Origin of the sequence: Methyloversatilis sp., from assembly GCF_965284615.1 — a bacterium.
Classification (GTDB): Bacteria; Pseudomonadota; Gammaproteobacteria; order Burkholderiales; family Rhodocyclaceae; genus Methyloversatilis.
This window is the reverse complement of sequence record NZ_OZ260098.1, coordinates 979,512-1,001,509: the sequence shown is the minus strand read 5'-3', so window position 1 is coordinate 1,001,509 and position 21,998 is coordinate 979,512. Positions and strand designations below refer to the sequence as shown.

Below are 21,998 nucleotides of genomic sequence, written 5' to 3'. Positions count from 1 at the left end.
ATGAGCGACATCGAACTGGACGCCCTGCTGCTCAGCCTCCGTGTCGGGCTGGCCAGCACCGCGCTGTGCCTGCCCTTCGCGCTGGGCGTCGCCTGGCTGCTGTCACGCACTCGTCTGCCCGGTCGCGCCCTGCTCGACGGCATCGTGCACGCCCCGCTGGTGCTGCCGCCGGTGGTAATCGGCTACCTGCTGCTGATCTCGCTGGGCACGCGCGCGCCGCTCGGCGCCTGGCTCAAGAACACCTTCGGCATCCAGCTCATCTTCACCACCGAAGGCGTGGTGGTGGCCGCGGCAGTGATGGCCTTTCCGCTGATGGTGAGAGCGATCCGGCTGTCGCTGGACGGCGTTGACCGCGGTATCGAACTGGCCGCGCGCACGCTCGGCGCCGGCCGGCTCGACGTGCTGTGCACGATCACGCTGCCGATGATGCTGCCCGGCATCCTGTCCGGCGCGATGATGGCCTTCGCCGCCAGCCTCGGTGAATTCGGCGCCACCATCACCTTCGCCTCCAATATCGAAGGCGAGACGCGTACGCTGCCGCTGGCCATCTACACCGCGACACAGACGCCGGACGGCGATGCCATCGCTTTGCGTCTGGTCGGTCTGTCGATGGCGCTGGCGGTGGCCGCGATCACGCTGTCTGAATGGCTGAACCGGCGCACGCAGCGCTGGCTGGGGCGTCCATGATCGAACTGCAGTTCGGCGCCCGGCTCGGCGCGCTCGATCTCGACGCGGACGTCACGTTGCCGTCGCGCGGCGTAAGCGCCATCTTCGGCCGCAGCGGTGCCGGCAAGAGCAGCCTGATCAACGCGGTGGCCGGCATCGTGCGGCCGTCGCGCGGACGCATCGCGGTCGGCGACCGCGTGTTCTTCGACGCCGACGCCGGCATCGATCTGCCGATCGAAGCCCGCAGCGTCGGCTATGTGTTCCAGGATGCACGGCTGTTTCCGCACCTGTCGGTGAGTGGAAACCTGCGTTACGGGCTGAAACGCGCGCGCGGGCCGCGCCCGGTGGACTGGGACAGCGTGATCGAGGTGCTCGGCCTCGCCCACCTGCTCGACCGCCGGCCGCATCACCTGTCCGGCGGCGAGCGCCAGCGGGTGGCGCTGGGCCGCGCGCTGCTGCGGCAACCAGGGCTGCTGCTGATGGACGAACCGCTCGCCTCGCTGGACGCGCCGCGCAAGGCCGAAGTGCTGCCCTACATCGAACGGCTGGCGCAGGAATTCGCACTGCCGGTGCTCTATGTGAGCCATTCGATCGAGGAAGTGACACGACTGGCCGACCATCTGGTCATCGTCAGCGAAGGCCGCACCGTCGCCAGCGGCGAACTGGGCGACATCATGTCGCGTCCCGAGCATTCGCCGCTGATCGGCCGCTACGAAGCGGGCTCGGTGCTGGAATGTACGGTGCTGCAGCACAACGACGACTATGCGCTGACCACGCTGCGCTTCGCCGACGGCCAGTTGCGCGTGCCGCGCATCGATCTTGATCCTGGTTGCGCGGTGCGCGTACGCATCCGCGCCCGCGACGTCGCACTGGCATTGTCGCGCCCGATGGACGTGTCGATCACCAACAAGATGCCCGGCCGGATCGCACGCATCACACCGCGCGAAGGTCCTTACGCCGACGTCGCGGTCAACCTCGGGAGCAGTTCGCTGCGCGCACTGGTCACGCGCGAATCCTGCGACCGGCTCGGCCTGCAGCAGGGCACGGCAGTCTGGGTGATGGTGAAATCGGTGGCACTGGACAGCCGCAGCGTCGGCTTCAACCGGCGTCCGCGTCCCGACGTGGCGCCTGAATTGCCGGCTGCGGATTGAGCGCTTCGTCCAGTTCGCGCAATTGCAGCGCGACCGCGTCGGCCGTTCGTCGCTCGGCGGCACGGAACAGCGCGATCAGCCGTTCGCCGAAGGGCGTCAGTTCGGCACCGCCGGCGCCCTGCGAACGACCGGGGTAAGTTTTCACCACCGGCTCGGCGAACATGCGGTTCATGTCGTCGATCAGCAACCAGGCGCGCCGATAGGCCATGCCCATCGCGCGCGCCGCGCCCGAGATCGACCGCTCGCGCGCCAGATGCTCGAGCAGCTCGATCTTGCCCGGCCCCAGCCGCTCGCCATTGTGGAAATGCAGGCGCAGCGAAGCGGTGGAGCGCTGCGTCGCATCGCCGCGCAACTTGTCGGGCGGATTCATTTCCGCAGTGTAATGCGCATTCCATGCGATCTTCACCTCTCGGCGGGACGGGCAGAACCAGCTCGCAACCCCTGGGGGAAAAGTATCGCGACGAAGAAAAGAGGGGCGCCGGCCTCGCGGCGCGGCGCCCCAACCTTGTCGATGCGTGACGACAAGGAGGGAGGTCATTGCGCTCAGTTCATCGGCGGGCACCTGCCAGTGCGGCGGTCGGAGCCGGCGCGCGGTCGGAGCGCCCGAACACGCCGCTCACCACCTGCCAGGCCACTGCCAGCGCGCCGACGATGAACACCACGTCGCCGAAGGTGCGCACCCAGCGCAGCGTTTCGAGCAGCGGCTGCTGCATGAATGCCTCGCTGCGTGCGTACCACAGGCCCTGACTGACGCTGGCGTGGAACTGGATCAGGCCGATCGGCAGCAGACTGGTGGCGATCATCAGCACCAGACCCACGTTGAGCCCCCAGAAGCCGGTCTGCATCAGACGCTCACCGAACTCCAGCTGCGGCCGCACGTAGCGCAGCACCAGCAGCGTGAAGCCCAGCGCAAGGAAGCCGTACACCCCGAACAGTGCGGCGTGCGCATGCACCGGCGTCGTGTTCAGACCCTGCACGTAGTAGAGCGAGATCGGCGGATTGATCATGAAGCCGAATACGCCAGCGCCGAGCATGTTCCAGAACGCCACCGCGACGAAGCACATGAGCGGCCACTTCAACTTGGCCATCCACGGTGCGCGGTCCTTCAGGCGCCAGTTCTCCCACGCCTCGTGGCCAAGCACGACCAGCGGCACCACTTCGAGCGCGCTGAACGAGGCGCCGACCGCCATCACCGGCGTGGTCGTGCCAGCGAAGTACAGATGGTGGAAGGTGCCGGGCACGCCGCCCAGCATGAACAGCGAGGCCGAGGCCAGGCTGGCCGCCGTTGCCATGCGGCCGGAAACGAGGCCGAGCGTCGAGAAGATGAAGGCCAGTGCGGTGGTGGCGAACACTTCGAAGAAGCCTTCGACCCACAGGTGCACGACCCACCAGCGCCAGTACTCCATCACCGACAGATGAGTGCGCTCGCCGTAGGCGAAGCCGGCACCGTAGAACAGGCCGATCGCCACCACCGACGCGGTCAGCAGCGCGAGCAGATTCTTGTCGCCGCCAGGCGTGCGCAGCGCTGGCACCATGCCGCGCAGCATCAGCACCAGCCACAGCGCGACGCCGACGAACTTGCCGATCTGCCATACGCGGCCGAGGTTGACGTACTCGTAGCCCTGGTGGCCGAGCCAGAAGTTCAGCTCCGGCGGCATGATCTGCGCGATCGCCAGGTAGTTGCCGACGAAGGAGCCGACGACCACCACGACCAGCGCCCAGAACAGCACGTCCACGCCGAGTTTCTGGTACTTCGGATCGCGCCCGCCGTGGATCAGCGGCGCCAGGAACAACCCGGCGGCGAGGAAACCGGTGGCGATCCAGAACAGCGCGCTCTGGATGTGCCAGGTACGCACCAGCGAATACGGGAACCACTGCGACACGTCCATTCCGTAGAAGGTCTGGCCCTCGACGGTGTAGTGCGCGGTGAATCCGCCCAGCATCACCTGGAACACGAACAGCGCCACCACCAGGAAGAGGTATTTGCCGAGCGCGCGTTGCGACGGCGTCAGTGCGACGCGCGACAGCGGGTCCTGCGCCGGCGCGGCCGGGTCGCTCTCGTCCTGTTTGCGCAGGAAGGACCAGCCCCAGATCAGGAAGCCGACGCCGGCCATCATCACCACCACGCTGACGATGGACCACACCACGTTCTCCGCGGTCGGCGCATTGCCGATCAGCGGTTCGTGCGGCCAGTTGTTGGTGTAGGTGGCGCTGGTGCCGGGCCGCTCGGTCGCCGCCACCCAGGCGGTCCAGAAGAAGAAGCCGGCAAGCTGCGCGCGCCGCTGCGGATCGGGCAGCGTGTTCTCCTTCATCGCGTAGCTTTCGCGCGAGCCCTGCAGCGCCGGCGCATCGCCGAACAGCTCGGCGTAGTAGACGGCGGTGCGCTCGATCGCCTTCGCACGCAGCGTCGATACGGTGGCGATGCCGCTTGCGGCGTCGTAGGTGTTGCGCCGGTACTCGCGCTTCAGACGCGCGGCGAGCAGTGCCTGCGTGTCGGCGTCGAGTTCGGCATACGGTTTGCCGTGCGCGTCCTGCGCGGCCAGATCCAGCCAGGCCAGCAGTTCGCGGTGCAGCCAGTCCGCGGTCCAGTCCGGCGCCTGGTAGGCGCCATGCCCCCAGATCGAGCCGAGCTGCATGCCGCCGACCGACTGCCAGGCGGTCTGGCCGTCGAGAATGCCATCGTGCGTGTACAGCACGCGGCCGTCGTCGCTGACGATCTGCTGCGGTATCGGCGGCGCGCTGCGATACACCTCGACGCCGTAGTAACCGAGCAACGAGAAGGTGACGATGAGCACGCCGATCAGCGTGAACCACAGCCTGCGATAGTTACCCATGAGCGGTCTCCGCCTCGGCCGGTGCCGGATTCAGCCCCTCGAACAGGATGTTGTTCTCCAGGTGGATGTGTTCCATCAGGTCTTCGCGCAGCGCGGCCAGGCCGACGTAAAGCGCGCGCCAGGTGTTGCAGGCGCCGCGCGGCAGCGTGATGTCATTGGTCAGCGCTTCCAGCCGCTGCAACGCTTCGCCGTGCTGGTCGTGCTCGTTGCGCATCACCGTGACCGGCCCCTGCAGCGCCGCCGCGTGTCCGCGGGCGAGCATTGGAAACAGCACCTGTTCTTCCTTCTGCATATGGCTTTCCAGTTCCTGCTGCATCGTTGCCAGATGATCGGCGAGGCCGTTCGGGCAGTCGGGGCGATCGCCATGCACCTGTTCGACGCGGCGCGCGAGGCGGGTCAGCTCCGGCAACTGTTCGCGATGGCGGTCATGGAAGCGGACCAGGATGTGCTCGATCAGCGTCGCCGCCGACACCGTGCGCCAGTCGCGTTCCACGCGCGTGGCCAGCGACGAAAGGGTGCGCAGGCGATCGACGATGGGTTGCACGTCGATGCCGCGCTCGGCTGCCGCTTCCTGCAAGCTGTGCTTGCCGCCGCAGCAGAAATCGAGCTTGTGTTCGTGGAATACCTGGGTGGCACCGGGAATGCTGCGCGCCAGCGCGCCGAGGGATTGTTCGATCAGGTTCATGGCGAGAGCCTCGTGTGGAAGAAGACATCCTCAATTCGCAAGGTCCGGGCCACATGCGTCGATCAAATAAAATCAACAAGATACGAAAATTAAGGTATTTTCAACCCTCACCAAGATAGGTATTAAAAACCCTTACGGGGTCATTAAAACCATGATGGAATCCCTGCTGCTCGCCGACCTCGTGTCGGAACTGCCGCCCGCGGTGCGCCTGCAGCGCCTGGTATCCAGCCTGCGCGCCCACTTCGGCTGTGGCGCGGTGGCGCTGTTGAAACTGGAGGAAGACAGCCTGCGTCCGCTGGCGGTCGACGGACTGGTGCGCGAAACACTGGGCCGGCGCTTCGTCGTCGGTCAGCACCCGCGACTGGCCACCATCCTGTCGCGCCGTGACATCACCAGTTTCGATCACGACAGCACGCTGCCCGACCCCTATGACGGCCTGCTCGACACCCGCGTCGGCGAGCCACTGCCGGTACACGACTGCATGGGCACCAGCCTGCACGTCGAGGGACAGACCTGGGGCGCGCTGACGCTGGACGCGCTGCAGACCGGCACCTTTACCGAGGCGGCGCGCGACGATCTGCGTCGCTTCACTTTGCTGGTCGAGGCGGCGGTACGCGTGACCCGACTGGAACAGGACCTGCACGCGCTGCGCCTGTCGCGTGGCGGCGAACCGGCAGACGCGCGCGCCACCGCGGAAGAGGCAGAGATCATCGGCCACAGCGACGTGATCCAGCGTCTGCTGCACGAACTGAAGGTCGTCGCCGAGTCCGAGCTGCCGGTGCTGCTGCTCGGCGAAACCGGCGTCGGCAAGGAGCTGTTCGCGCGCCACCTGCACCGCCATTCGCGCCGTGCCGCGCAGCCGCTGGTCCACGTTAACTGCGCGGCGCTGCCCGAATCGCTGGCCGAGAGCGAACTGTTCGGCCACGTGAGAGGCGCCTTCTCCGGCGCCACCACGGACCGCCCGGGACGCTTCGAGGCGGCGGACGGCGGCACGCTATTCCTCGACGAGGTCGGCGAACTGCCGCTGACCGTTCAGGCCAAGCTGCTGCGGGCGCTGCAGAACGGCGAAATCCAGCGCCTGGGCGCCGATCAGCCGCGACGCGTCAACGTGCGCGTGATTGCGGCGACCAACCGCACATTGCGCGAAAGCGTGCGTGACGGTGCCTTCCGCGCCGACCTCTATCACCGGCTGTCGGTCTATCCGGTGCCGATACCCCCGCTGCGCGAGCGCGGCAGCGACGTGCTGCTGCTGGCCGGCCGCTTCCTCGAACTGAACCGCGCCCGCCTCGGGCTACGCAGCCTGCGTCTGTCGCCCGAGGCGGAAGACGCGCTCTGTCGCTATCCGTGGCCGGGCAATGTGCGCGAGCTGGAACACGTGATCAGCCGCGCGGCGCTGAAGGTGGTGAGCCGTGGCGCTGCGCGCACCGACATCGTGTCGCTGCCGGCCGAACTGCTCGACCTCGACGGCCCGGCGCTGCCCGGCGTCATGCCCCCGCGGCCCACCGACGAAGCGATACCTGTCACCCTGATGCCACTGCGCGACGCCGTTGACGCGACGCAACGGCGGCTGGTGCGGACGGCGCTCGACGCCTGCAGCGGCAACTGGGCCGACGCCGCGCGTCGTCTGGAGGTCAACCCGAGCAATCTGCACAAGCTCGCTCGCCGGCTCGGCCTCAAATAGCGATGACGGACTTTGCACTGATGCACAGCGCCGGTGCGCGCACACGCCGGCCGCCCCAAGCACGGAAGGACGCTGAAACAAAACCGACGGAAAATCATGCACTTGGCTTGCGCACATTAATTGCTTGAAGCCATCACCCCCTTTCCAGCATGCAACCGGAGTCCTCCGTGTCCATCCACGTCGCGCTGAACCACGTCACCCACTACCGCTACGACCGTCCGGTCATGCTCAGCCCGCAGGTGGTCAGACTGCGTCCGGCGCCGCACACGCGCACACCCATCCTGTCCTACTCGCTGAAGGCGACGCCGGGCGAGCACTTCATCAACTGGCAGCAGGACCCGCAGTCGAACTATCTCGCCCGCATCGTGTTCCCGGAGCGCACGCGCGAACTGCGCATCGAGATCGACCTGGTGGCCGAAATGTCGGTCATCAACCCCTTCGATTTCTTCCTCGAACCGGAAGCGGAAAAGATTCCATTCGGCTACAGCGAAGAGCAGACGCACGAACTGACGCCCTATCTGGTGAAACTGCCGCTCGGCCGCGACAACGCGCCCAAGTTCTCGCGCTGGGTTGACAACGCGCGCGCGCTGTGCAACGGCGGGCGTGCCAGCGTGGACTTCCTGGTCGCGCTGAACCAGCAGATGCAGAACGACATCCGCTACCTGATCCGCATGGAACCTGGCGTACAGACACCGGAGGAAACGCTGCAGAAGGCCAGTGGTTCCTGCCGCGACTCGGCCTGGGCGCTGGTGCAGGTGCTGCGCCACATTGGCCTGGCGGCGCGCTTCGTGTCCGGCTACCTGATACAGCTGACGCCGGACGTGAAATCGCTGGACGGCCCGAGCGGCCCCGAAGCCGACTTCACCGACCTGCACGCCTGGTGCGAGGTGTATCTGCCGGGCGCGGGGTGGATCGGACTGGACCCGACTTCCGGCCTGTTCGCCGGCGAGGGCCACATTCCACTCGCCTGTTCGCCCGAACCGTCGTCAGCCGCGCCGGTCAGCGGCTTCAGCGAGAAGTGCGAGTCGGAGTTCGAACACCACATGAAGGTCGAACGCGTGTGGGAAGCACCGCGCGTGACCCGGCCCTACAGCGACGCGCAGTGGTCGCGCATCGAAACGCTGGGCCACCGCATCGACGCCGATCTGAAGCTGCACGACGTGCGACTGACCATGGGCGGCGAACCCACCTTCGTGTCGGTAGATGACCGCGACGGCGCCGAATGGAACACCACCGCCGACTCGCCGCCGGAAAAGCCGACAAAACGCCTGCTCGGCGCCGAACTGCTGGCCAAACTGAAGGCGCGCTACGCGCCGGGCGGTCTGCTGCACTACGGCCAGGGCAAGTGGTATCCGGGCGAACAGCTGCCGCGCTGGTCACTCAGCTGTTTCTGGCGCCGCGACGGCGAACCGATCTGGACGGATTCCGGCCTGTTCGCGGACGAATCCGTCGATTACGCGCTGACCGAAGGCGACGCGGCGCGCTTCCTCAACGTACTGGCGGCCCGCCTCGGCATCGACGGCAAGCACGCCTTCCCTGCCTACGAGGATGTCTGGTACTACCTGTGGCGCGAACGCAAGCTGCCAGTGAACGTCGATCCCTTCGACGCCCGGCTGGACGATCCGCTCGAACGCGAACGCATGCGCCGTGTGTTCGATCAGGGTCTGGACAGCGTGGTCGGCCACGTGCTGCCGCTGGCACGTACGCCGGCCGGCGATGCCTGGCAGAGCGGTCCGTGGTTCCTGCGCACCGAGCGCTGCTATCTGGTGCCGGGCGATTCACCGCTCGGCTATCGGCTGCCGCTGGACTCGCAACCGTGGGTCGCCGCCACCGACTACCCCTGGGTGCATGCCGCCGACCCGATGGCACCGCAGACCGCACTGCCGCAATGGCGCGACATCGCCTGGCGCATGCAGACGCCGCTCGCCGGCCTGACCGGCGACCGCGCGCAACGGCTGGGCTATGCCCTGCCGGACAGCGGCAGCCCGGTGGCGCCCGCGACCGACCGCCGCCCCGACGCCTTCGAATCCGCCGCCTGGATCACCCGCACCGCACTGTGCGCACAGGTGCGCCACGGCGTCATGTACCTGTTCATGCCGCCGCTGACAGCGCTGGAGGACTACCTCGAGTTGGTGACCGCGATCGAGGCGACCGCTGCCGACTGCGGCCACCCGGTCGTGCTCGAAGGTTACGAGCCGCCGCGCGACGCCCGCCTCGAAGTGCTGCGCATCACGCCCGACCCCGGTGTGCTGGAGGTGAACATCCAGCCCTACCACTCATGGGACGACATGGTGGCTGGCACCACCTTCCTGTACGAGGCGGCGCACGAAACCCGGCTCGGCACAGAGAAGTTCATGATCGACGGCCGCCACAGCGGCACTGGCGGCGGCAACCACTTCGTGCTCGGCGGCGCGACGGTGTCCGACTCGCCCTTCCTGCGCCGGCCCGACCTGCTGCGCAGCCTGATCAGCTACTGGCACAACCACCCGTCGCTGTCCTACCTGTTCTCCGGCCTGTTCATCGGCCCGACCAGCCAGGCGCCGCGCATCGACGAAGCGCGCAACGACGCGGTGTACGAGATCGAGATCGCCTTCGCCGAAATCGAGCGCCGCACGCGCGACATGGGCTACACGCCGCCATGGTTGATCGACCGCATCCTGCGCAATCTGCTGGTCAACTCCACCGGCAACACGCACCGCACCGAGTTCTGCATCGACAAGCTGTTCTCACCCGACGGCCCGACCGGCCGCCTCGGCCTGCTCGAAATGCGCGCTTTCGAAATGCCGCCGCACGCGCGCATGAGCCTGACCCAGCAACTGCTGCTGCGCGCGCTGATCGCCCGCTTCTGGCAACAGCCCTACCAGCCGGCGCGCCTGAAGCGCTGGGGCACCGAACTGCACGACCGCTACATGCTGCCGCACTTCGTCTGGGACGATCTGCGCGACGTGATCGACGAGCTGCGCAGCTTCGGCTACACGATGGAACTGGACTGGTTCGCGCCGCACTTCGAGTTCCGTTTCCCGAAGATGGGCGCCTTCGCCGCACGCAACGTTCAGGTCGAACTGCGCAGCGCGCTGGAACCGTGGCACGTGATGGGCGAGGAAGGCGCACCCGGCGGCACCGTGCGCTATGTCAACTCCTCTGTCGAACGGCTGCAGGTGAAGGTGCAGGGGCTGGTGGACGACCGCCACGTGCTGGCGGTCAATGGCCGGCGCATTCCGCTGCAACCGACCGGACGCGTCGGCGAATTCGTCGCCGGCGTACGCTACCGCGCATGGCAGCCGGCGACCTGCCTGCACCCGACCATTCCGCCGCACAGCCCACTGGTGTTCGACCTTGTGGACGACTGGATGAAGCGTTCGATGGGCGGCTGCCAGTACCACGTCGCCCACCCGGGCGGCCGCAATTTCGAAACCTTCCCGGTCAATTCCTACGAAGCGGAAGGCCGCCGGCTGGCGCGCTTCTTCGCCATGGGCCACACGCCGGGCCAGGTGTCGGCACCGCCGGAGGAGCGCAACCCGAACTTCCCGTTCACGCTCGATCTGCGGCGCTGAGCACGCAAACGCGTACGGACCGACGGGCGGCGCATCGAAGGATGCGCCGCCGCATCGCCGGCTGGCTTCCCACCCGATTGTCCTCGTAGCCTGCGCCGCGCGCCGGCCTGCGGCACAATGCGGCTTTCGCATCACGCCCTGCCCGTCTTGATCCACTGGACCCGTCAGATGCTGTGGCGGCTGCTCGCCGCAGTGTCGGTACTGTTGGGCGTCATCGGCGCCTTCCTGCCCGTACTGCCGACCGTGCCCTTCCTGCTGCTTGCCGCCTGGGCCGCCGGCCGCGGCTGGCCGGCGCTGGAGGCGAAGCTGCTCGCCCATCCGAAGTACGGACCACACATCATCCACTGGCGCACGCACGGCGCGGTACCGCGTCGCGCCAAATGGCTGGCCAGCGTGATGATGCTGTTCAGCGCCACCACGCTGTGGTTCAGTCCGGTGCCCCCCTGGGTACGCGGCAGCGTGTGGCTCATCCTGATCGTCGTCGCCGGCTGGCTATGGACGCGGCCCGAACCCGCCAGCGACGATTAAGCTGAAACGGCGTCAGGCGAGCGCCGGATAGTCGGTGTAGCCTTCGGCGCCGCCGCCGTACATCAGCTCGGCGCGCAGCGGATTCAGCGGCGCGTTGTCGCGCAGACGGCGCACCAGATCCGGATTCGAGATGAAGGGCTTGCCGAAGGCGATCGCGTCGGCCTCGCCAGCGGCCACCTTCGCCTCGGCGCTCGCGCGATCAAAGCCGTTGTTCACGATCCAGCCGCCGCCGAAGGCCTTCTTCAGCGCGTCATAGTCAAAGGGCTCCGCAAGATCCGCCGGTTCGCGCGGGCCGCCGGTCTCACCCTCGATCATGTGCACGAAAGCGAGCCCCAGCGGCGCCAGCACTTCGACCAGGCGGCCATAAAGTGCCTGCGGATTGCTGTCACGCGCCGTGTCGCTGAAGGTGGTGATCGGCGACAGACGGATGCCGGTGCGCGCAGCCCCGATTTCCGCCGCCACCGCCTGCATCACCTCGACGACCAGGCGGATGCGGTTGTCGATGGAACCGCCATACGGGCCGCTGCGGTCATTCACGCTGTCGCGCATGAACTGGTCCAGCAGGTAGTTGTTGGCCGCGTGCACCTCGACGCCATCGAAACCGGCGTCGATCGCATTGCGCGCGGCGCGACGGTAGTCGTTGACGATGCCCGGCAGTTCGTCGTCGCGCAGCGCCCGAGGTTCGGACACCGGCACGAAGCCCTCCTTCGTGTAGGTCTGCGCATTGGGCCGACGCGCGGTCAACGACACCGGCGCCGCGCCGCCCGGCAGCAGCGAGGTATGCGAAATGCGTCCGACGTGCCACAGCTGCAGCACGATACGACCGCCGGCGGCGTGCACCGCGTCTGTCACCTTGCGCCAGCCGGCGACCTGCTCGGCCGAATGGATGCCCGGGGTGTCCAGATAGCCTTGGGCCATCGGTGAAATCTGCGTCGCCTCGGCGATGATGAGACCGGCGCTCGCACGCTGGCGGTAGTACTCGACGGTGAGCGGCCCCGGCACATTGCCGGCCTGGGCGCGGTTGCGCGTCAGCGGCGCCATGACGATGCGGTTGGCGAGGGCGATATCGCCCAGTCGGGTCGGTTCGAACAGCGTGGTCATTCGGTTCTCCATGTATGGATAGGGTTGGGGTCGCGGCCTGGGCAGCGCCCCGGAAGAAAACAGTTTCAGAAACCCTGCAGCACGATCTTTCCGCGCGCGCGGCCGCTTTCGAGCAGTGCGTGCGCGCGGCGCAGATTGGCTGCATTGATGACACCGAAATGCTCGCCCAGCGTGCTGCGCAGGCGGCCGGCGTTGACCATGTCGGCCACTTCGTCGAGCAGGCGGCCCTGCTCGACCATGTCGTCGGTCTGGTAGAGCGAACGCGTGAACATCAGTTCCCAGTGCAGCGACAGGCTCTTGCGTTTCAGCGCGAGTACGTCGAGCGGATGCGCCGGATCGTCGATCAGGCCAAGCCGCCCCTGCGGCGCCAGCGCCTCGACGATCTGCGGGTAGTGGTGATCGGTGTGGGTCAGGCTGGCTGCGTGGGTGACCGACGCGATGCCGGCCTCGCGCAGCGCCTCGGCCAGCGGACGGCGGTGATCGATCACGTGGTGCGCGCCGAGCCGGGTCACCCAGTCGGCGGTTTCGCTGCGCGACGCGGTGGCGATCACCGTTGTACGGGTCAGCGCCCGGGCCAGCTGGATCATGATCGAGCCGACACCACCGGCGGCGCCGACGATGAGCAGACGCCCTTCCGCGTCGCGCAGCTGCAGTCGGTCAAACAGCAACTCCCACGCGGTGATGGTGGTCAGCGGCAACGCCGCCGCTTCGGCAAAACCGAGCGAGGACGGCATGCGGCCGACCAGGCGTTCATCCACCGCCTGGTACTCGGCGTTGCTGCCCTGGCGGGTCAGGTCACCGGCGTACCAGACGCGATCCCCCGGGCGGAAGCGCGTGACCCGCTCGCCCACCGCCTCGACCACGCCCGCCGCGTCCCAGCCCGGCACGCGCCAGCTGCCGTCGGCCGGCGGCGCATGGAAGCGACGTACCTTGGTATCGACCGGATTAACCGCCACCGCCTCGATGCGCACGAGCAGATCGTGGCCTCGGGCCGGGCGAGTTCGACGTCCACCAAGCTGTCCTCGCGCTCGACCGGCAGATTTTCTCTGAATGCAACGGCTTTCATGCTGCAACTCCTGTCCAGTTCATCGAGGCATGCTACAGACTCGCAGATCGATTGATAATCCAGCCCGCACTCAATACATATTCAAATGATTCTTGAAAATTGAGCCGCCATGAATCCGCGTGATCTGACGCTTTCCCAGCTCGAACTTTTCGTGCGCATCGCCGACGCCGGCTCGCTCAGCGCCGCCGCACGGCAGTTGCAGCTGACACCGGCCGCCGCCAGCGCTGCACTGAAGCGGCTCGAATCGGCTTTTGGCGCGCGGCTGGTCGAGCGCTCCACCCGTTCGATGCGGCTGACCGCCGAGGGCGAACTGCTGCGCGACCACGCCCGGCGCGCACTGGGCGACATCGACGACGCACGCGCCCTGCTGGGTGCCGGCCGCGAAACGCTGTCAGGCGACATCCACCTCGCGGCACCGTCCGACCTCGGTCGCGGCGCGCTGTCGGCCATGCTGGATCACTTCATCGAACAGCATCCCGGCGTGCGGCTGGCGCTCTACGTGTCCGACACGCTGCAGGACCTGGTGCGCGAGCGGGTCGATCTGGCGGTGCGCTACGGCGAGTTGCCGGATTCGTCGCTGGTCGCTCGCCGGCTGCACGTGACCCGACGCGTGGTGGTGGCCTCGCCCGAGTACGTCGCACGCCACGGCGCGCCGCAGCAGCCGTCCGATCTGACGCGGCACAACTGCATCGCGCTCTATCGCAGCGGACGCCCGCATCTGGCCTGGCGCTTCGAGCGTGGCGGCGTCAACACGACCGTGCGCGTGCAGGGCAATCGGCTCGCCTACGACGGCGCGCTGGTGCGCCAGTGGGTGCTGCAGGGTCTGGGCATCGCCACCAAGGCACGGCTGGACGTGGTGGACGACCTGCACGCCGGGCGCCTGGTCGAACTGCTGACCGACTGGCGCGGCGAGGATTTCCCGCTGCACGCAATGCTGCCAGCGGGCAGGCACATGCCGCTGCGGGTCAGACGCCTGCTCGACTTCCTTGGCGAACGGTTCGCTCAGATCGAACCGGACGCGCTACCCGGCGGCTGAGCGATGCGTATCGGCCCGCGCCAGTCGGCATCTGGATCTCGCACATCGCCGCCCTGGGTGACGACGACGCGACCTTCGCGCGCCAGGCGGCGGGCGACTTCGCGGATCTTGGGCATCAGCGGGCGCCAGTCGTCCGGCGACAGCACGCGCGCGACTTCGGACGGACAGATCGAGCGCCCGTGCGCGCGCCGGGCGACCCTTGCGAGCAACACCTCCGCGACGCGGTCGTCGCTCAGCGCGTCATCGGCCGCGCCGGATCGCTGCACCACTCGCTCCACGAACCGGGATAGAGCTGCGCCCCGGACAGGCCGGCAACTTCGAGCGCCAGCAGGTTGTGGCAGGCGGTGACGCCGCTGCCGCACTGCATGACCAGCGAAGCCGGATCGCGGCCGCCGATCAGTTCACGCCACTCTGCGCGCAGCACGTCGGCCGGCTTGAAGCGGCCGTCGTCGCCGATATTGAGCTTGAAGAAGCGGTTCACCGCACCGGGAATATGGCCGCCGACCGGGTCCAGCGTCTCGTTTTCACCGCGGAAGCGGTCGGGCGCGCGGGCGTTGACCAGCAGGCGTCCGCCGCTGCGCAGACTGGCGAGAACGGCGTCGGCGTCCAGCGTCGCCTCGACCGCGCCAAGCGGATAGTCGGTGCGCGGCAGATCGCGCACCGTCGTGTCGAGCGCGCCGCCGAACGCCTTCCACGCGCTCAGGCCACCATCGAGCACCGCGGCATCGCGGTGACCGACCCAGCGCAGCATCCACCACAGGCGGGCAGCGAACATGCCGCCGGCGTCGTCATAGGCCACCACGCGATGCGCCGGCGAAATGCCGCGAGCGCCGAGCAGCGCGACGAAATCCTGTGGCGACGGCAGCGGATGGCGACCGTTGCGGCCAGTCTTCGGCGCCGACAGGTCGCGATCCAGATGCATGAACAGCGCGCCGGGGATGTGCGCTTCGCGCCACGCCGCCTCGCCGGATGCCGGCTGCGCAAGATCGTGACGGCAATCGACGATGACCAGGCGGGCATCGCCCGCCGCGGCGGCCAGTTCGGCCGCGGAAATGAGCACACTCATCGTTCAGACGGTCTCCGCCAGCCAGTCGCGCGCAGCCGCTTCATCGTCGAATACGGTCACGTCGGCGTTCGACGAATACCTGCGACAGCCAGGCCGTCCACGCCACCCACGGCGTGCCGGCGATCACTGCGACCCGTCCGAAATCGTGGCTGTGCGCGCGTGCGAACCGCAGTTCCTCAAGCGCCATGTCGAGCGTGAAGTCGGTCATCTGCCGCAGGTCGATCAGCAGGTTCACGACGCCTTCGAACTTGATCCGGTAATTGACCAGGTCCTCGAACTCCCGATAGTCGGCCAGCGTGAATTCGCCGAAGGCCGTCACCGTCACCAGGTTGCCGCTGTATTCGCTCGTGATCATTTTTCTTCCCTCCAGGGGTCTGCCGACACAGAGGCGGGGCGCGCCCCGCACTTCGACTATAGCTTCGCCGGCGGCGGATTGAGCATCGCCAGCACGCCGCTTGCGACAATCAGCACCATGCCCAGCCAGACCGCGGCGGACGGCACATCGTTCCACAGCAGCACGCCGTAAAGCGTGGAGAAGGCCACCGTGGTGTAGGCCAGACTGGCCGACACCAGCGTGCGCCCGCCCTTGTACGCCGTGGTCATGCACAGCTGGGCTGCGGCGCCGAACACGCCAACGCCCAGCAGCAACGCACAGGTGCGCTGATCCGGCAGGTGAAAGCCGCCGTCGATCAGCGCCCACACGGCGCCGAACACCGAGGAGCAGAGCGAGAAGTAGAGCACGGTGCGCCATTCCGGCTCACCCAGCTGACCGAGGTCGCGCACGCTCAGATAGGCCATGGTCGCGATCATCCCCGAAGCGAGGCCGCACAGGCCGCCGACCCACTGCTCGCTGTCCAGCGTCGGCTGCAGGACCAGAACGACGCCGGCAAAGCCGGTCACCAGCGCCAGCGCGACCGGCTTCGACAACTCTCCACTGACGGTGAAGCCCAGCCAGGCCGCCATGAACAGTGGCGACGTGTAATTCAGCGTCACCGCCGTCGGCAACGGCAACAGTGCAATGGCCTGGAAATACAGGATGAGCGAAATCGCGCCGGACACGCCGCGCTTCAGATGCATCGCCGCGTGCGGTGTCGCGAACGACGCGCCGCGCATGCGCATGACGGCTGCGATCAGCAGCAAGGAAATGAAGGCACGGTAGAAAGCGATTTCGGAGGCGGGCAACGCCTCGCTGGCCAGCTTCACGCAAACGCCCATGGACGCGAACAGCAGACTGGCCGCCACCATCCACAAGGACTTCACGACGCCTGCTCCGGCAAGAAAACGGGGCACCGAAGTGCCCCGTCACGCCCGCTGTACCGTGCTGCGCTCAAAGATAGTCCACCATTTCGCGCCGGTACCACTCGTGGAAGTGCTGCATGCCGTCTTCCATCGGCGACTGGTAGGGGCCGACCTCGGAACGACCCTGCTTCATCAGCGCGCGCCGGCCAGCGTCCATGCGCTCGCCGATCTCGTCGTCCTCGCGCGCCGTTTCCATATAGGCCGCGCGCTCGGCTTCGATGAATTCGCGCTCGAACAGCACGATCTCTTCCGGGTAGTAGAACTCGACCACATTCATCGTGCGATCGACCGACTGCGGATACAGGGTGCTCACGACGAGCACGTGCGGATACCACTCGACCATGATGTTCGGGTAGTAGGTCAGCCAGATCGCACCGTGCGGCGGCACTTCGCCCCGGTAGAAGTCGAGCACCGCGCGGTGCCAGCGCTCGTAGGCCGGCGTGCCGGGACGCGCCAGACGGTTGTTCACGCCGACGCGCTGCACCGAATAGTCGCGCGCGAACTGCCAGCTCAGGTCCTCGCAGGTGACGAACTTGCCCAGCCCCGGGTGGAAGGGCTCGACGTGGTAGTCCTCGAGATAGACCTCGATGAAGGTTTTCCAGTTGTAGTTGCACTGGTGCATCTCGACGTGATCGAGCATGTAGCCCGAGAAGTCGAGCGCGGGAGCGACCTCCATGCCGGCAAGATCGGCGGCGATGTCGCGCTTGCCGGAGAACAGCAGTCCCTTCCAGTTCTGCAGCGGCTGGCGCTTCAGGTTCAGGCAGGGCGTGTTCGGGAAGTGCGGCGCGCCCAGCAGGTCGCCACGCGTGTCGTAAGTCCAGCGGTGCACCGGGCAGACGATGTTCGGCGTGTTGCCGCGCCCCTTCATCATCAAGGCCTGACGATGGCGGCACACATTGGACAGCAGTTCGATGCCGGCCTCGTTGCGCACCAGCATCAGCGCATCGTCGGCCCAGCCGAGGGTGTGATAGTCGCCGACGTTCGGCACCATCAACTCATGGCCCACATAGCCCGGTCCGTTGTCGAAAAGCACACGCTTCTCGAGTTCGAACAACGGCTGATCGAAGTACCAGGAAACCGGAAACTGCGATTGCGCCGGTTCAAGACGGGTAATGGACTGTATATCGGACATTCCCCAACCCCCGAAGTCAAAGTTGGAAAACCGCGTGCCTGCCATCGCGGACCCCGCGGCGCAGGGATTCATGCGACCACGGACGATGCACGCAAACGCGTGACAAAGCCGGGCAGTATAACCACTTGCGCGTTTGACCGGCTGATGTGGATCAGCTATTTTCCAGAGTTTGCCCGACGCCCCAATCAGCATGACCAGAAAAGCAGAAGCGGCTTCCGCACCCGCCAGCTTCGAGCAGGCGATCGAAGAACTCGAAGCCATCGTGCGTGCGATGGAGGACGGCAAGCTGCCGCTGGACGGTGCGCTCGAACGCTATCAGCGCGGCGTCGAACTGGTGCGCCATTGTCAGACCGCGCTCAGCGCGGCCGAACAGAAAGTGCAGATGCTGGAGGACGGTCTGCTGCGCGACCTGCCGGTTGGCGATGGCGATCATGACTGACGCCGTACCCTCTTTCGCCGACTGGGTCACTACCGTCCAGACGCGCACCGAAACCGCACTCGACCGCTTCCTGCCCACCGCGGCGGTAGCGCCGTCACGACTGCACGATGCCATGCGCTACGCGGTGCTTGGCGGCGGCAAGCGCGTGCGTCCGCTGCTCTGTCACGCCGCTGGCGCGCTGTCGGGCGCCTCGAGCGCGGCACTCGATGCCGCCGCCTGTGCGGTCGAACTGATACACGCCTATTCACTGGTACACGACGACATGCCCTGCATGGACGACGACGTGCTGCGCCGCGGCAAGCCTACCGTGCACGTGCAGTACGACGACGCCACCGCGCTGCTGGTGGGCGACAGCCTGCAGTCCCTCGCTTTCCTGCTGTTGTCCGAACATTGCGATGTCGCCGCCGACACCCGCGTCAGAATGGTCAGCCAGCTCGCCATCGCGTCGGGGTCGCGCGGCATGGCCGGCGGGCAGGCGATCGACCTGGCTTCGGTCGGTATCGCGCTTGGCGTGGCCGAACTCGAGTTCATGCACATCCACAAGACCGGCGCCCTGATCCGCTGCGCGGTCCGCCTCGGAGCCGCCTGCGGACAACTGGACGTAGACGCACAGGCGCGACTGGACCACTATGCAGGTACTGTCGGCCTTCTTTTCCAGGTGGTCAACGACGTGCTCGACTGCGAGGCCAGTACCGAGGCACTCGGCAAGACCGCGGGCAAGGACGCCGCCGCGAACAAGCCGACCTACGTCAGCACGCTGGGACTTGCGCGCGCGCGTGAGCGCGCTCGCGAACTGCACGCCGAAGCGATCGACAGCCTTTCGTCCTTCGGGGACGAAGCGCGTCGCCTGCGCGAACTGGCGGATTTCGTGCTGACGAGGAAACACTGATATGGACAGATCCCTGCACACGATGAGCGCCTACCCGCTGCTGGAAACGATCGACTCGCCGGCCGACGTCCGCAAACTCGACAGCCGTCGGCTTTCCCAGCTCGCCACGGAATTGCGCGCCTTTCTGGTCGAATCGGTGTCGCGCACCGGTGGTCACCTGTCGTCCAATCTCGGCACGGTGGAACTGACTGTGGCACTGCACCACGTCTACAACACCCCCGACGACCGCATCGTCTGGGACGTCGGTCATCAGACCTACGCGCACAAGATACTCACGGGTCGCCGTGAAGGCATGGCGACGCTGCGCCAGTACAAGGGCGTAAGCGGCTTTCCGCGCCGCTGCGAAAGCCCTTACGACACCTTCGGCACGGCGCATTCGTCCACCTCGATCTCGGCCGCCCTGGGCATGGCCATCGCGGCCCGCGCCCTGGGGCAGAAGCGGCACAGCATCGCAGTGATCGGTGACGGCGCGATGACTGCCGGCATGGCGTTCGAGGCGCTGAACAACGCAGGCGTCGAGGACGCCGACCTGCTGGTCATCCTCAACGACAACGACATGTCAATCTCGCCGCCGGTCGGCGCGCTGAACAAGTACCTCACCCGCCTGCTGTCCGGCCACACCTACAACGCCGCCCGCCGTGCCGGCGCCAAGGTGCTCGAGATCGCGCCGTCGCTGCGCGAGTTCGCCAAGCGCGCGGAAGAACACGTGAAGGGCATGATCACGCCGGGCACGCTGTTCGAGGAATTCGGATTCCATTACTACGGCCCGATCGACGGCCACGACCTCGACGCGCTGATCCCGACGCTGGAGAACCTGCGCGAACTGCCGGGCCCGAAGTTCCTGCACGTGATCACGAAGAAGGGATACGGCTACAAGCTGGCCGAGGCCGACCCCATCCTCTATCACGGCGTCGGCAAGTTCGATCACCATGCCGGCATCCAGACCGGCAAGAGTGGCGGCAAGCCAACCTACACTCAGGTGTTCGGCGACTGGCTGTGCGACATGGCTGCCCGCTGCGACAAGCTGATGGCGATCACGCCGGCGATGCGCGAAGGCTCGGGCATGGTGCGCTATGCTGCGGAGTACCCGCAGCGCTACTTCGACGTGGGCATCGCGGAGCAGCACGCGCTCACCTTTGCCGCCGGACTTGCCTGCGAAGGTATCAAGCCGGTGGTAGCGATCTACTCGACCTTCCTGCAGCGCGCCTACGACCAGCTCATCCACGACATCTGCCTGCAGAACCTGCCGGTCATGATGGCGCTGGACCGCGCCGGTCTGGTCGGTGCCGACGGCGCCACCCACCATGGGGCCTTCGATCTGTCCTATCTGCTCTGTCTGCCCAATCTCGTCGTGATGACGCCGAGCGACGAGAACGAATGCCGGCAGATGCTCTACACCGCGTACATGCACAAGGGGCCCACTGCAGTGCGTTACCCGCGCGGCAGCGGCCCCGGCGTGGTACCGCAGGACACGATGACCGCGTTGCCGATCGGTCGTGGCGAACTTCGGCGTGCGGGTCAGGGTGATGCCGCCCTGCTCGCCTTCGGCGCCATGCTGACGCCGGCACTTGCGGTTGCCGACGAGTTCGACGCCAGCGTGGCCAATATGCGCTTCGCCAAGCCACTGGACGAAGCCCTGGTGATCCAGCTCGCGCAGAAGCACCGGCTCATCGTCACGCTGGAGGAAAACGCGCTGATCGGTGGCGCTGGCGCGGAGGTCGAGCGGGTGATTCACAACGCGGGCCTGTCCTGTCGGGTGCTGCGCATCGGCTTGCCCGATCGCTTCGTCGATCACGGGGATCCGGCACTGCTTTACGCGGAAGTCGGGCTCGACGCGGCCGGCGTGCGCGCCCAGGTGGCCGCCGCACTGCAGGCGCTCTCGCGCTGAACTCCCGGCCTCGGCGAAAATGAAAGCCCGGCACTGCCGGGCTTTTTTTCATGCGTCGCAGCTTGAGTGGATCAGAACCCGATGTTAATCTACATGCAACAAATGATCATGTAGAGAAACCAGGGGTTCAGCATGAATGCTCGCGATCCGCACACTATTCCCGACGTCCAGAACACACTGGACCCGCGCGAACTGCCGATCGAGAAAGTCGGCATCCGCGGCATCCGTCACCCGATCAGCGTGCGTGGCCGCGATGGCTGGGTACAGGGCACCGTGGCCGAATGCGGCCTCTTTGTCAGCCTGCCTGCCCATCTGAAAGGCACGCACATGTCGCGCTTCGTGGAACTGCTGAACGGTCTGGAGACGCCGCTCGCACCTCCGGTTTTCGAGGCTCTGGTCCGCGCCATGCTCGATCGCCTGGAAGCCGACAGCGGCGAAATATCGCTGCGCTTCCCCTATTTCCGACGGAAATCGGCGCCGGTGTCGGGCGTACAGAGCGTGCTCGACTACGAGGTCGGCTTCACCGCGCGTGTCGGCTCTGACGGTGGCTATACCTTCACCCTGCGCGTGCTGGTGCCGGTTACCAGCCTGTGCCCCTGCTCGAAGAGAATTTCGCAGTACGGCGCGCACAATCAGCGCTCACACGTGACGATAGAGGCCGTCATCGAAGGCAATCTGATGGTCGAGGACCTGATCGACATTGTCGAGCAGGAGGCCTCCTGTGATCTGTATGGCCTGCTCAAGCGCCCGGACGAGAAGTACGTGACCGAGCGCGCCTACGAAAATCCGAAATTCGTCGAGGACATGGTGCGCGACATCGCCGCCCGGCTGAACACCGAGGAAAGGGTGCGCGCCTATACGCTGGAGGTGGAGAACTTCGAGTCCATCCACAATCACTCCGCCTGGGCACAAGTGAGTGCCGACAAGCGCCAGACGCGCGTGCAATAAAAAAGGGACCTCGCAGTCCCTTTTTTATTGCTGCC

19 protein-coding genes and 1 pseudogene are annotated in these 21,998 nt (G+C 66.7%); 10 read left to right on the top strand and 10 right to left on the bottom strand.

Features of this window, described 5'->3' with window-relative positions:
• Positions 1-687 carry a molybdate ABC transporter permease subunit gene (modB, locus tag ACQ66H_RS04890; RefSeq protein ID WP_019919380.1) on the top strand — a complete coding sequence of 229 codons (687 nt, stop codon included), beginning with the start codon at positions 1-3 and terminating at the stop codon, positions 685-687.
• On the top strand, positions 645-1,817 hold the full coding sequence (gene modC, locus ACQ66H_RS04885) for a molybdenum ABC transporter ATP-binding protein (RefSeq protein ID WP_430433049.1): 1,173 nt from the start codon (positions 645-647) through the stop codon (positions 1,815-1,817). The genes modB and modC overlap by 43 nt, the downstream gene beginning before the upstream one ends.
• Here modC and ACQ66H_RS04880 read toward each other — a convergent pair.
• The 3 genes from ACQ66H_RS04880 to ytfE are packed head-to-tail and all read right to left on the bottom strand — an operon-like array spanning position 1,765 to position 5,336.
• Positions 1,765-2,379 carry a winged helix-turn-helix domain-containing protein gene (locus ACQ66H_RS04880; RefSeq protein WP_430433048.1) on the bottom strand — a complete coding sequence of 205 codons (615 nt, stop codon included), beginning with the start codon at positions 2,377-2,379 and terminating at the stop codon, positions 1,765-1,767. The two genes, modC and ACQ66H_RS04880, sit on opposite strands and share 53 nt — an antisense overlap.
• Positions 2,366-4,651, bottom strand: a complete 2,286-nt coding sequence (locus ACQ66H_RS04875; RefSeq protein ID WP_430433047.1) for a nitric-oxide reductase large subunit — start codon at positions 4,649-4,651, stop codon at positions 2,366-2,368. The genes ACQ66H_RS04880 and ACQ66H_RS04875 overlap by 14 nt, the downstream gene beginning before the upstream one ends.
• A complete protein-coding gene (ytfE, locus tag ACQ66H_RS04870) occupies positions 4,644-5,336 on the bottom strand; it encodes an iron-sulfur cluster repair protein YtfE (RefSeq protein WP_430433046.1) in 693 nt (230 codons plus the stop codon). The genes ACQ66H_RS04875 and ytfE overlap by 8 nt, the downstream gene beginning before the upstream one ends.
• A 154-nt stretch (positions 5,337-5,490) precedes the next feature.
• Between ytfE and norR the strand changes: the two genes are divergently transcribed.
• The 3 genes from norR (at position 5,491) to ACQ66H_RS04855 (ending at position 11,099) form a co-directional block, all read left to right on the top strand.
• On the top strand, positions 5,491-7,017 hold the full coding sequence (norR, locus tag ACQ66H_RS04865) for a nitric oxide reductase transcriptional regulator NorR (protein ID WP_430435591.1): 1,527 nt from the start codon (positions 5,491-5,493) through the stop codon (positions 7,015-7,017).
• 167 nt (positions 7,018-7,184) lie between these two features.
• The gene (locus ACQ66H_RS04860) at positions 7,185-10,571 is read left to right on the top strand and encodes a DUF2126 domain-containing protein (RefSeq protein ID WP_430433045.1); all 3,387 of its coding nucleotides are present in this window, start codon (positions 7,185-7,187) and stop codon (positions 10,569-10,571) included.
• A 168-nt stretch (positions 10,572-10,739) separates the two neighbouring features.
• The gene (locus tag ACQ66H_RS04855; RefSeq protein WP_430435590.1) at positions 10,740-11,099 is read left to right on the top strand and encodes a YbaN family protein; all 360 of its coding nucleotides are present in this window, start codon (positions 10,740-10,742) and stop codon (positions 11,097-11,099) included.
• Positions 11,100-11,111: 12 nt separating this feature from the next.
• Here the strand turns inward: ACQ66H_RS04855 and ACQ66H_RS04850 are convergent, their stop codons facing one another.
• Positions 11,112-12,200 carry an alkene reductase gene (locus ACQ66H_RS04850; RefSeq protein ID WP_430433044.1) on the bottom strand — a complete coding sequence of 363 codons (1,089 nt, stop codon included), beginning with the start codon at positions 12,198-12,200 and terminating at the stop codon, positions 11,112-11,114.
• Positions 12,201-12,265: 65 nt separating this feature from the next.
• The gene (locus ACQ66H_RS04845) at positions 12,266-13,171 is read right to left on the bottom strand and encodes a zinc-binding alcohol dehydrogenase family protein (protein ID WP_430433043.1); all 906 of its coding nucleotides are present in this window, start codon (positions 13,169-13,171) and stop codon (positions 12,266-12,268) included.
• A gap of 204 nt (positions 13,172-13,375) precedes the next feature.
• Between ACQ66H_RS04845 and ACQ66H_RS04840 the strand changes: the two genes are divergently transcribed.
• Entirely contained in the window at positions 13,376-14,302 is a 927-nt protein-coding gene (locus ACQ66H_RS04840; RefSeq protein ID WP_430433042.1) for a LysR family transcriptional regulator, read from the top strand.
• Here the strand turns inward: ACQ66H_RS04840 and ACQ66H_RS04835 are convergent.
• From ACQ66H_RS04835 to ACQ66H_RS04815, 5 genes and pseudogenes are all read right to left on the bottom strand, one after another.
• Entirely contained in the window at positions 14,269-14,568 is a 300-nt protein-coding gene (locus ACQ66H_RS04835; RefSeq protein ID WP_430433041.1) for a DUF3253 domain-containing protein, read from the bottom strand. The genes ACQ66H_RS04840 and ACQ66H_RS04835 overlap by 34 nt on opposite strands.
• Complete coding sequence (locus ACQ66H_RS04830; RefSeq protein WP_430433040.1) at positions 14,535-15,368, bottom strand: sulfurtransferase; 834 nt, start codon at positions 15,366-15,368, stop codon at positions 14,535-14,537. Before ACQ66H_RS04830 ends, ACQ66H_RS04835 begins: the two co-directional genes overlap by 34 nt.
• A gap of 3 nt (positions 15,369-15,371) precedes the next feature.
• Positions 15,372-15,723, bottom strand: a pseudogene (locus tag ACQ66H_RS04825) (STAS/SEC14 domain-containing protein).
• Between the two features lie 56 nt (positions 15,724-15,779).
• On the bottom strand, positions 15,780-16,628 hold the full coding sequence (locus tag ACQ66H_RS04820; RefSeq protein ID WP_430433038.1) for a DMT family transporter: 849 nt from the start codon (positions 16,626-16,628) through the stop codon (positions 15,780-15,782).
• A gap of 67 nt (positions 16,629-16,695) precedes the next feature.
• The gene (locus ACQ66H_RS04815; RefSeq protein ID WP_430433037.1) at positions 16,696-17,799 is read right to left on the bottom strand and encodes an aromatic ring-hydroxylating oxygenase subunit alpha; all 1,104 of its coding nucleotides are present in this window, start codon (positions 17,797-17,799) and stop codon (positions 16,696-16,698) included.
• Between the two features lie 190 nt (positions 17,800-17,989).
• On the opposite strand from ACQ66H_RS04815, the gene xseB reads away from it, so the two are divergent.
• The 4 genes from xseB to folE2 all read left to right on the top strand — a co-directional run bounded on the left by xseB (position 17,990) and on the right by folE2 (position 21,963).
• Positions 17,990-18,238, top strand: a complete 249-nt coding sequence (gene xseB, locus ACQ66H_RS04810) for an exodeoxyribonuclease VII small subunit (protein WP_019919397.1) — start codon at positions 17,990-17,992, stop codon at positions 18,236-18,238.
• Entirely contained in the window at positions 18,231-19,127 is an 897-nt protein-coding gene (locus ACQ66H_RS04805; protein ID WP_430433036.1) for a polyprenyl synthetase family protein, read from the top strand. Before xseB ends, ACQ66H_RS04805 begins: the two co-directional genes overlap by 8 nt.
• A 1-nt stretch (position 19,128) precedes the next feature.
• On the top strand, positions 19,129-21,015 hold the full coding sequence (dxs, locus tag ACQ66H_RS04800; protein ID WP_430433035.1) for a 1-deoxy-D-xylulose-5-phosphate synthase: 1,887 nt from the start codon (positions 19,129-19,131) through the stop codon (positions 21,013-21,015).
• Between the two features lie 132 nt (positions 21,016-21,147).
• Complete coding sequence (gene folE2, locus ACQ66H_RS04795; RefSeq protein ID WP_430433034.1) at positions 21,148-21,963, top strand: GTP cyclohydrolase FolE2; 816 nt, start codon at positions 21,148-21,150, stop codon at positions 21,961-21,963.
• The last annotated feature ends 35 nt before the right edge of the window (positions 21,964-21,998 follow it).

What these genes read in the sequence shown, in the direction of transcription:
- modB (WP_019919380.1), top strand. Translation starts at nt 1, where the DNA reads ATGAGCGACATCGAACTGGACGCCCTGCTGCTCAGCCTCCGTGTCGGG.
- modC (WP_430433049.1), top strand. Translation starts at nt 645, where the DNA reads ATGGCTGAACCGGCGCACGCAGCGCTGGCTGGGGCGTCCATGATCGAA.
- ACQ66H_RS04875 (WP_430433047.1), bottom strand. Translation starts at nt 4,651, where the DNA reads ATGGGTAACTATCGCAGGCTGTGGTTCACGCTGATCGGCGTGCTCATC.
- ytfE (WP_430433046.1), bottom strand. Translation starts at nt 5,336, where the DNA reads ATGAACCTGATCGAACAATCCCTCGGCGCGCTGGCGCGCAGCATTCCC.
- norR (WP_430435591.1), top strand. Translation starts at nt 5,491, where the DNA reads ATGGAATCCCTGCTGCTCGCCGACCTCGTGTCGGAACTGCCGCCCGCG.
- ACQ66H_RS04855 (WP_430435590.1), top strand. Translation starts at nt 10,740, where the DNA reads ATGCTGTGGCGGCTGCTCGCCGCAGTGTCGGTACTGTTGGGCGTCATC.
- ACQ66H_RS04850 (WP_430433044.1), bottom strand. Translation starts at nt 12,200, where the DNA reads ATGACCACGCTGTTCGAACCGACCCGACTGGGCGATATCGCCCTCGCC.
- ACQ66H_RS04840 (WP_430433042.1), top strand. Translation starts at nt 13,376, where the DNA reads ATGAATCCGCGTGATCTGACGCTTTCCCAGCTCGAACTTTTCGTGCGC.
- ACQ66H_RS04830 (WP_430433040.1), bottom strand. Translation starts at nt 15,368, where the DNA reads ATGAGTGTGCTCATTTCCGCGGCCGAACTGGCCGCCGCGGCGGGCGAT.
- ACQ66H_RS04815 (WP_430433037.1), bottom strand. Translation starts at nt 17,799, where the DNA reads ATGTCCGATATACAGTCCATTACCCGTCTTGAACCGGCGCAATCGCAG.
- xseB (WP_019919397.1), top strand. Translation starts at nt 17,990, where the DNA reads ATGACCAGAAAAGCAGAAGCGGCTTCCGCACCCGCCAGCTTCGAGCAG.
- ACQ66H_RS04805 (WP_430433036.1), top strand. Translation starts at nt 18,231, where the DNA reads ATGACTGACGCCGTACCCTCTTTCGCCGACTGGGTCACTACCGTCCAG.
- dxs (WP_430433035.1), top strand. Translation starts at nt 19,129, where the DNA reads ATGGACAGATCCCTGCACACGATGAGCGCCTACCCGCTGCTGGAAACG.
- folE2 (WP_430433034.1), top strand. Translation starts at nt 21,148, where the DNA reads ATGAATGCTCGCGATCCGCACACTATTCCCGACGTCCAGAACACACTG.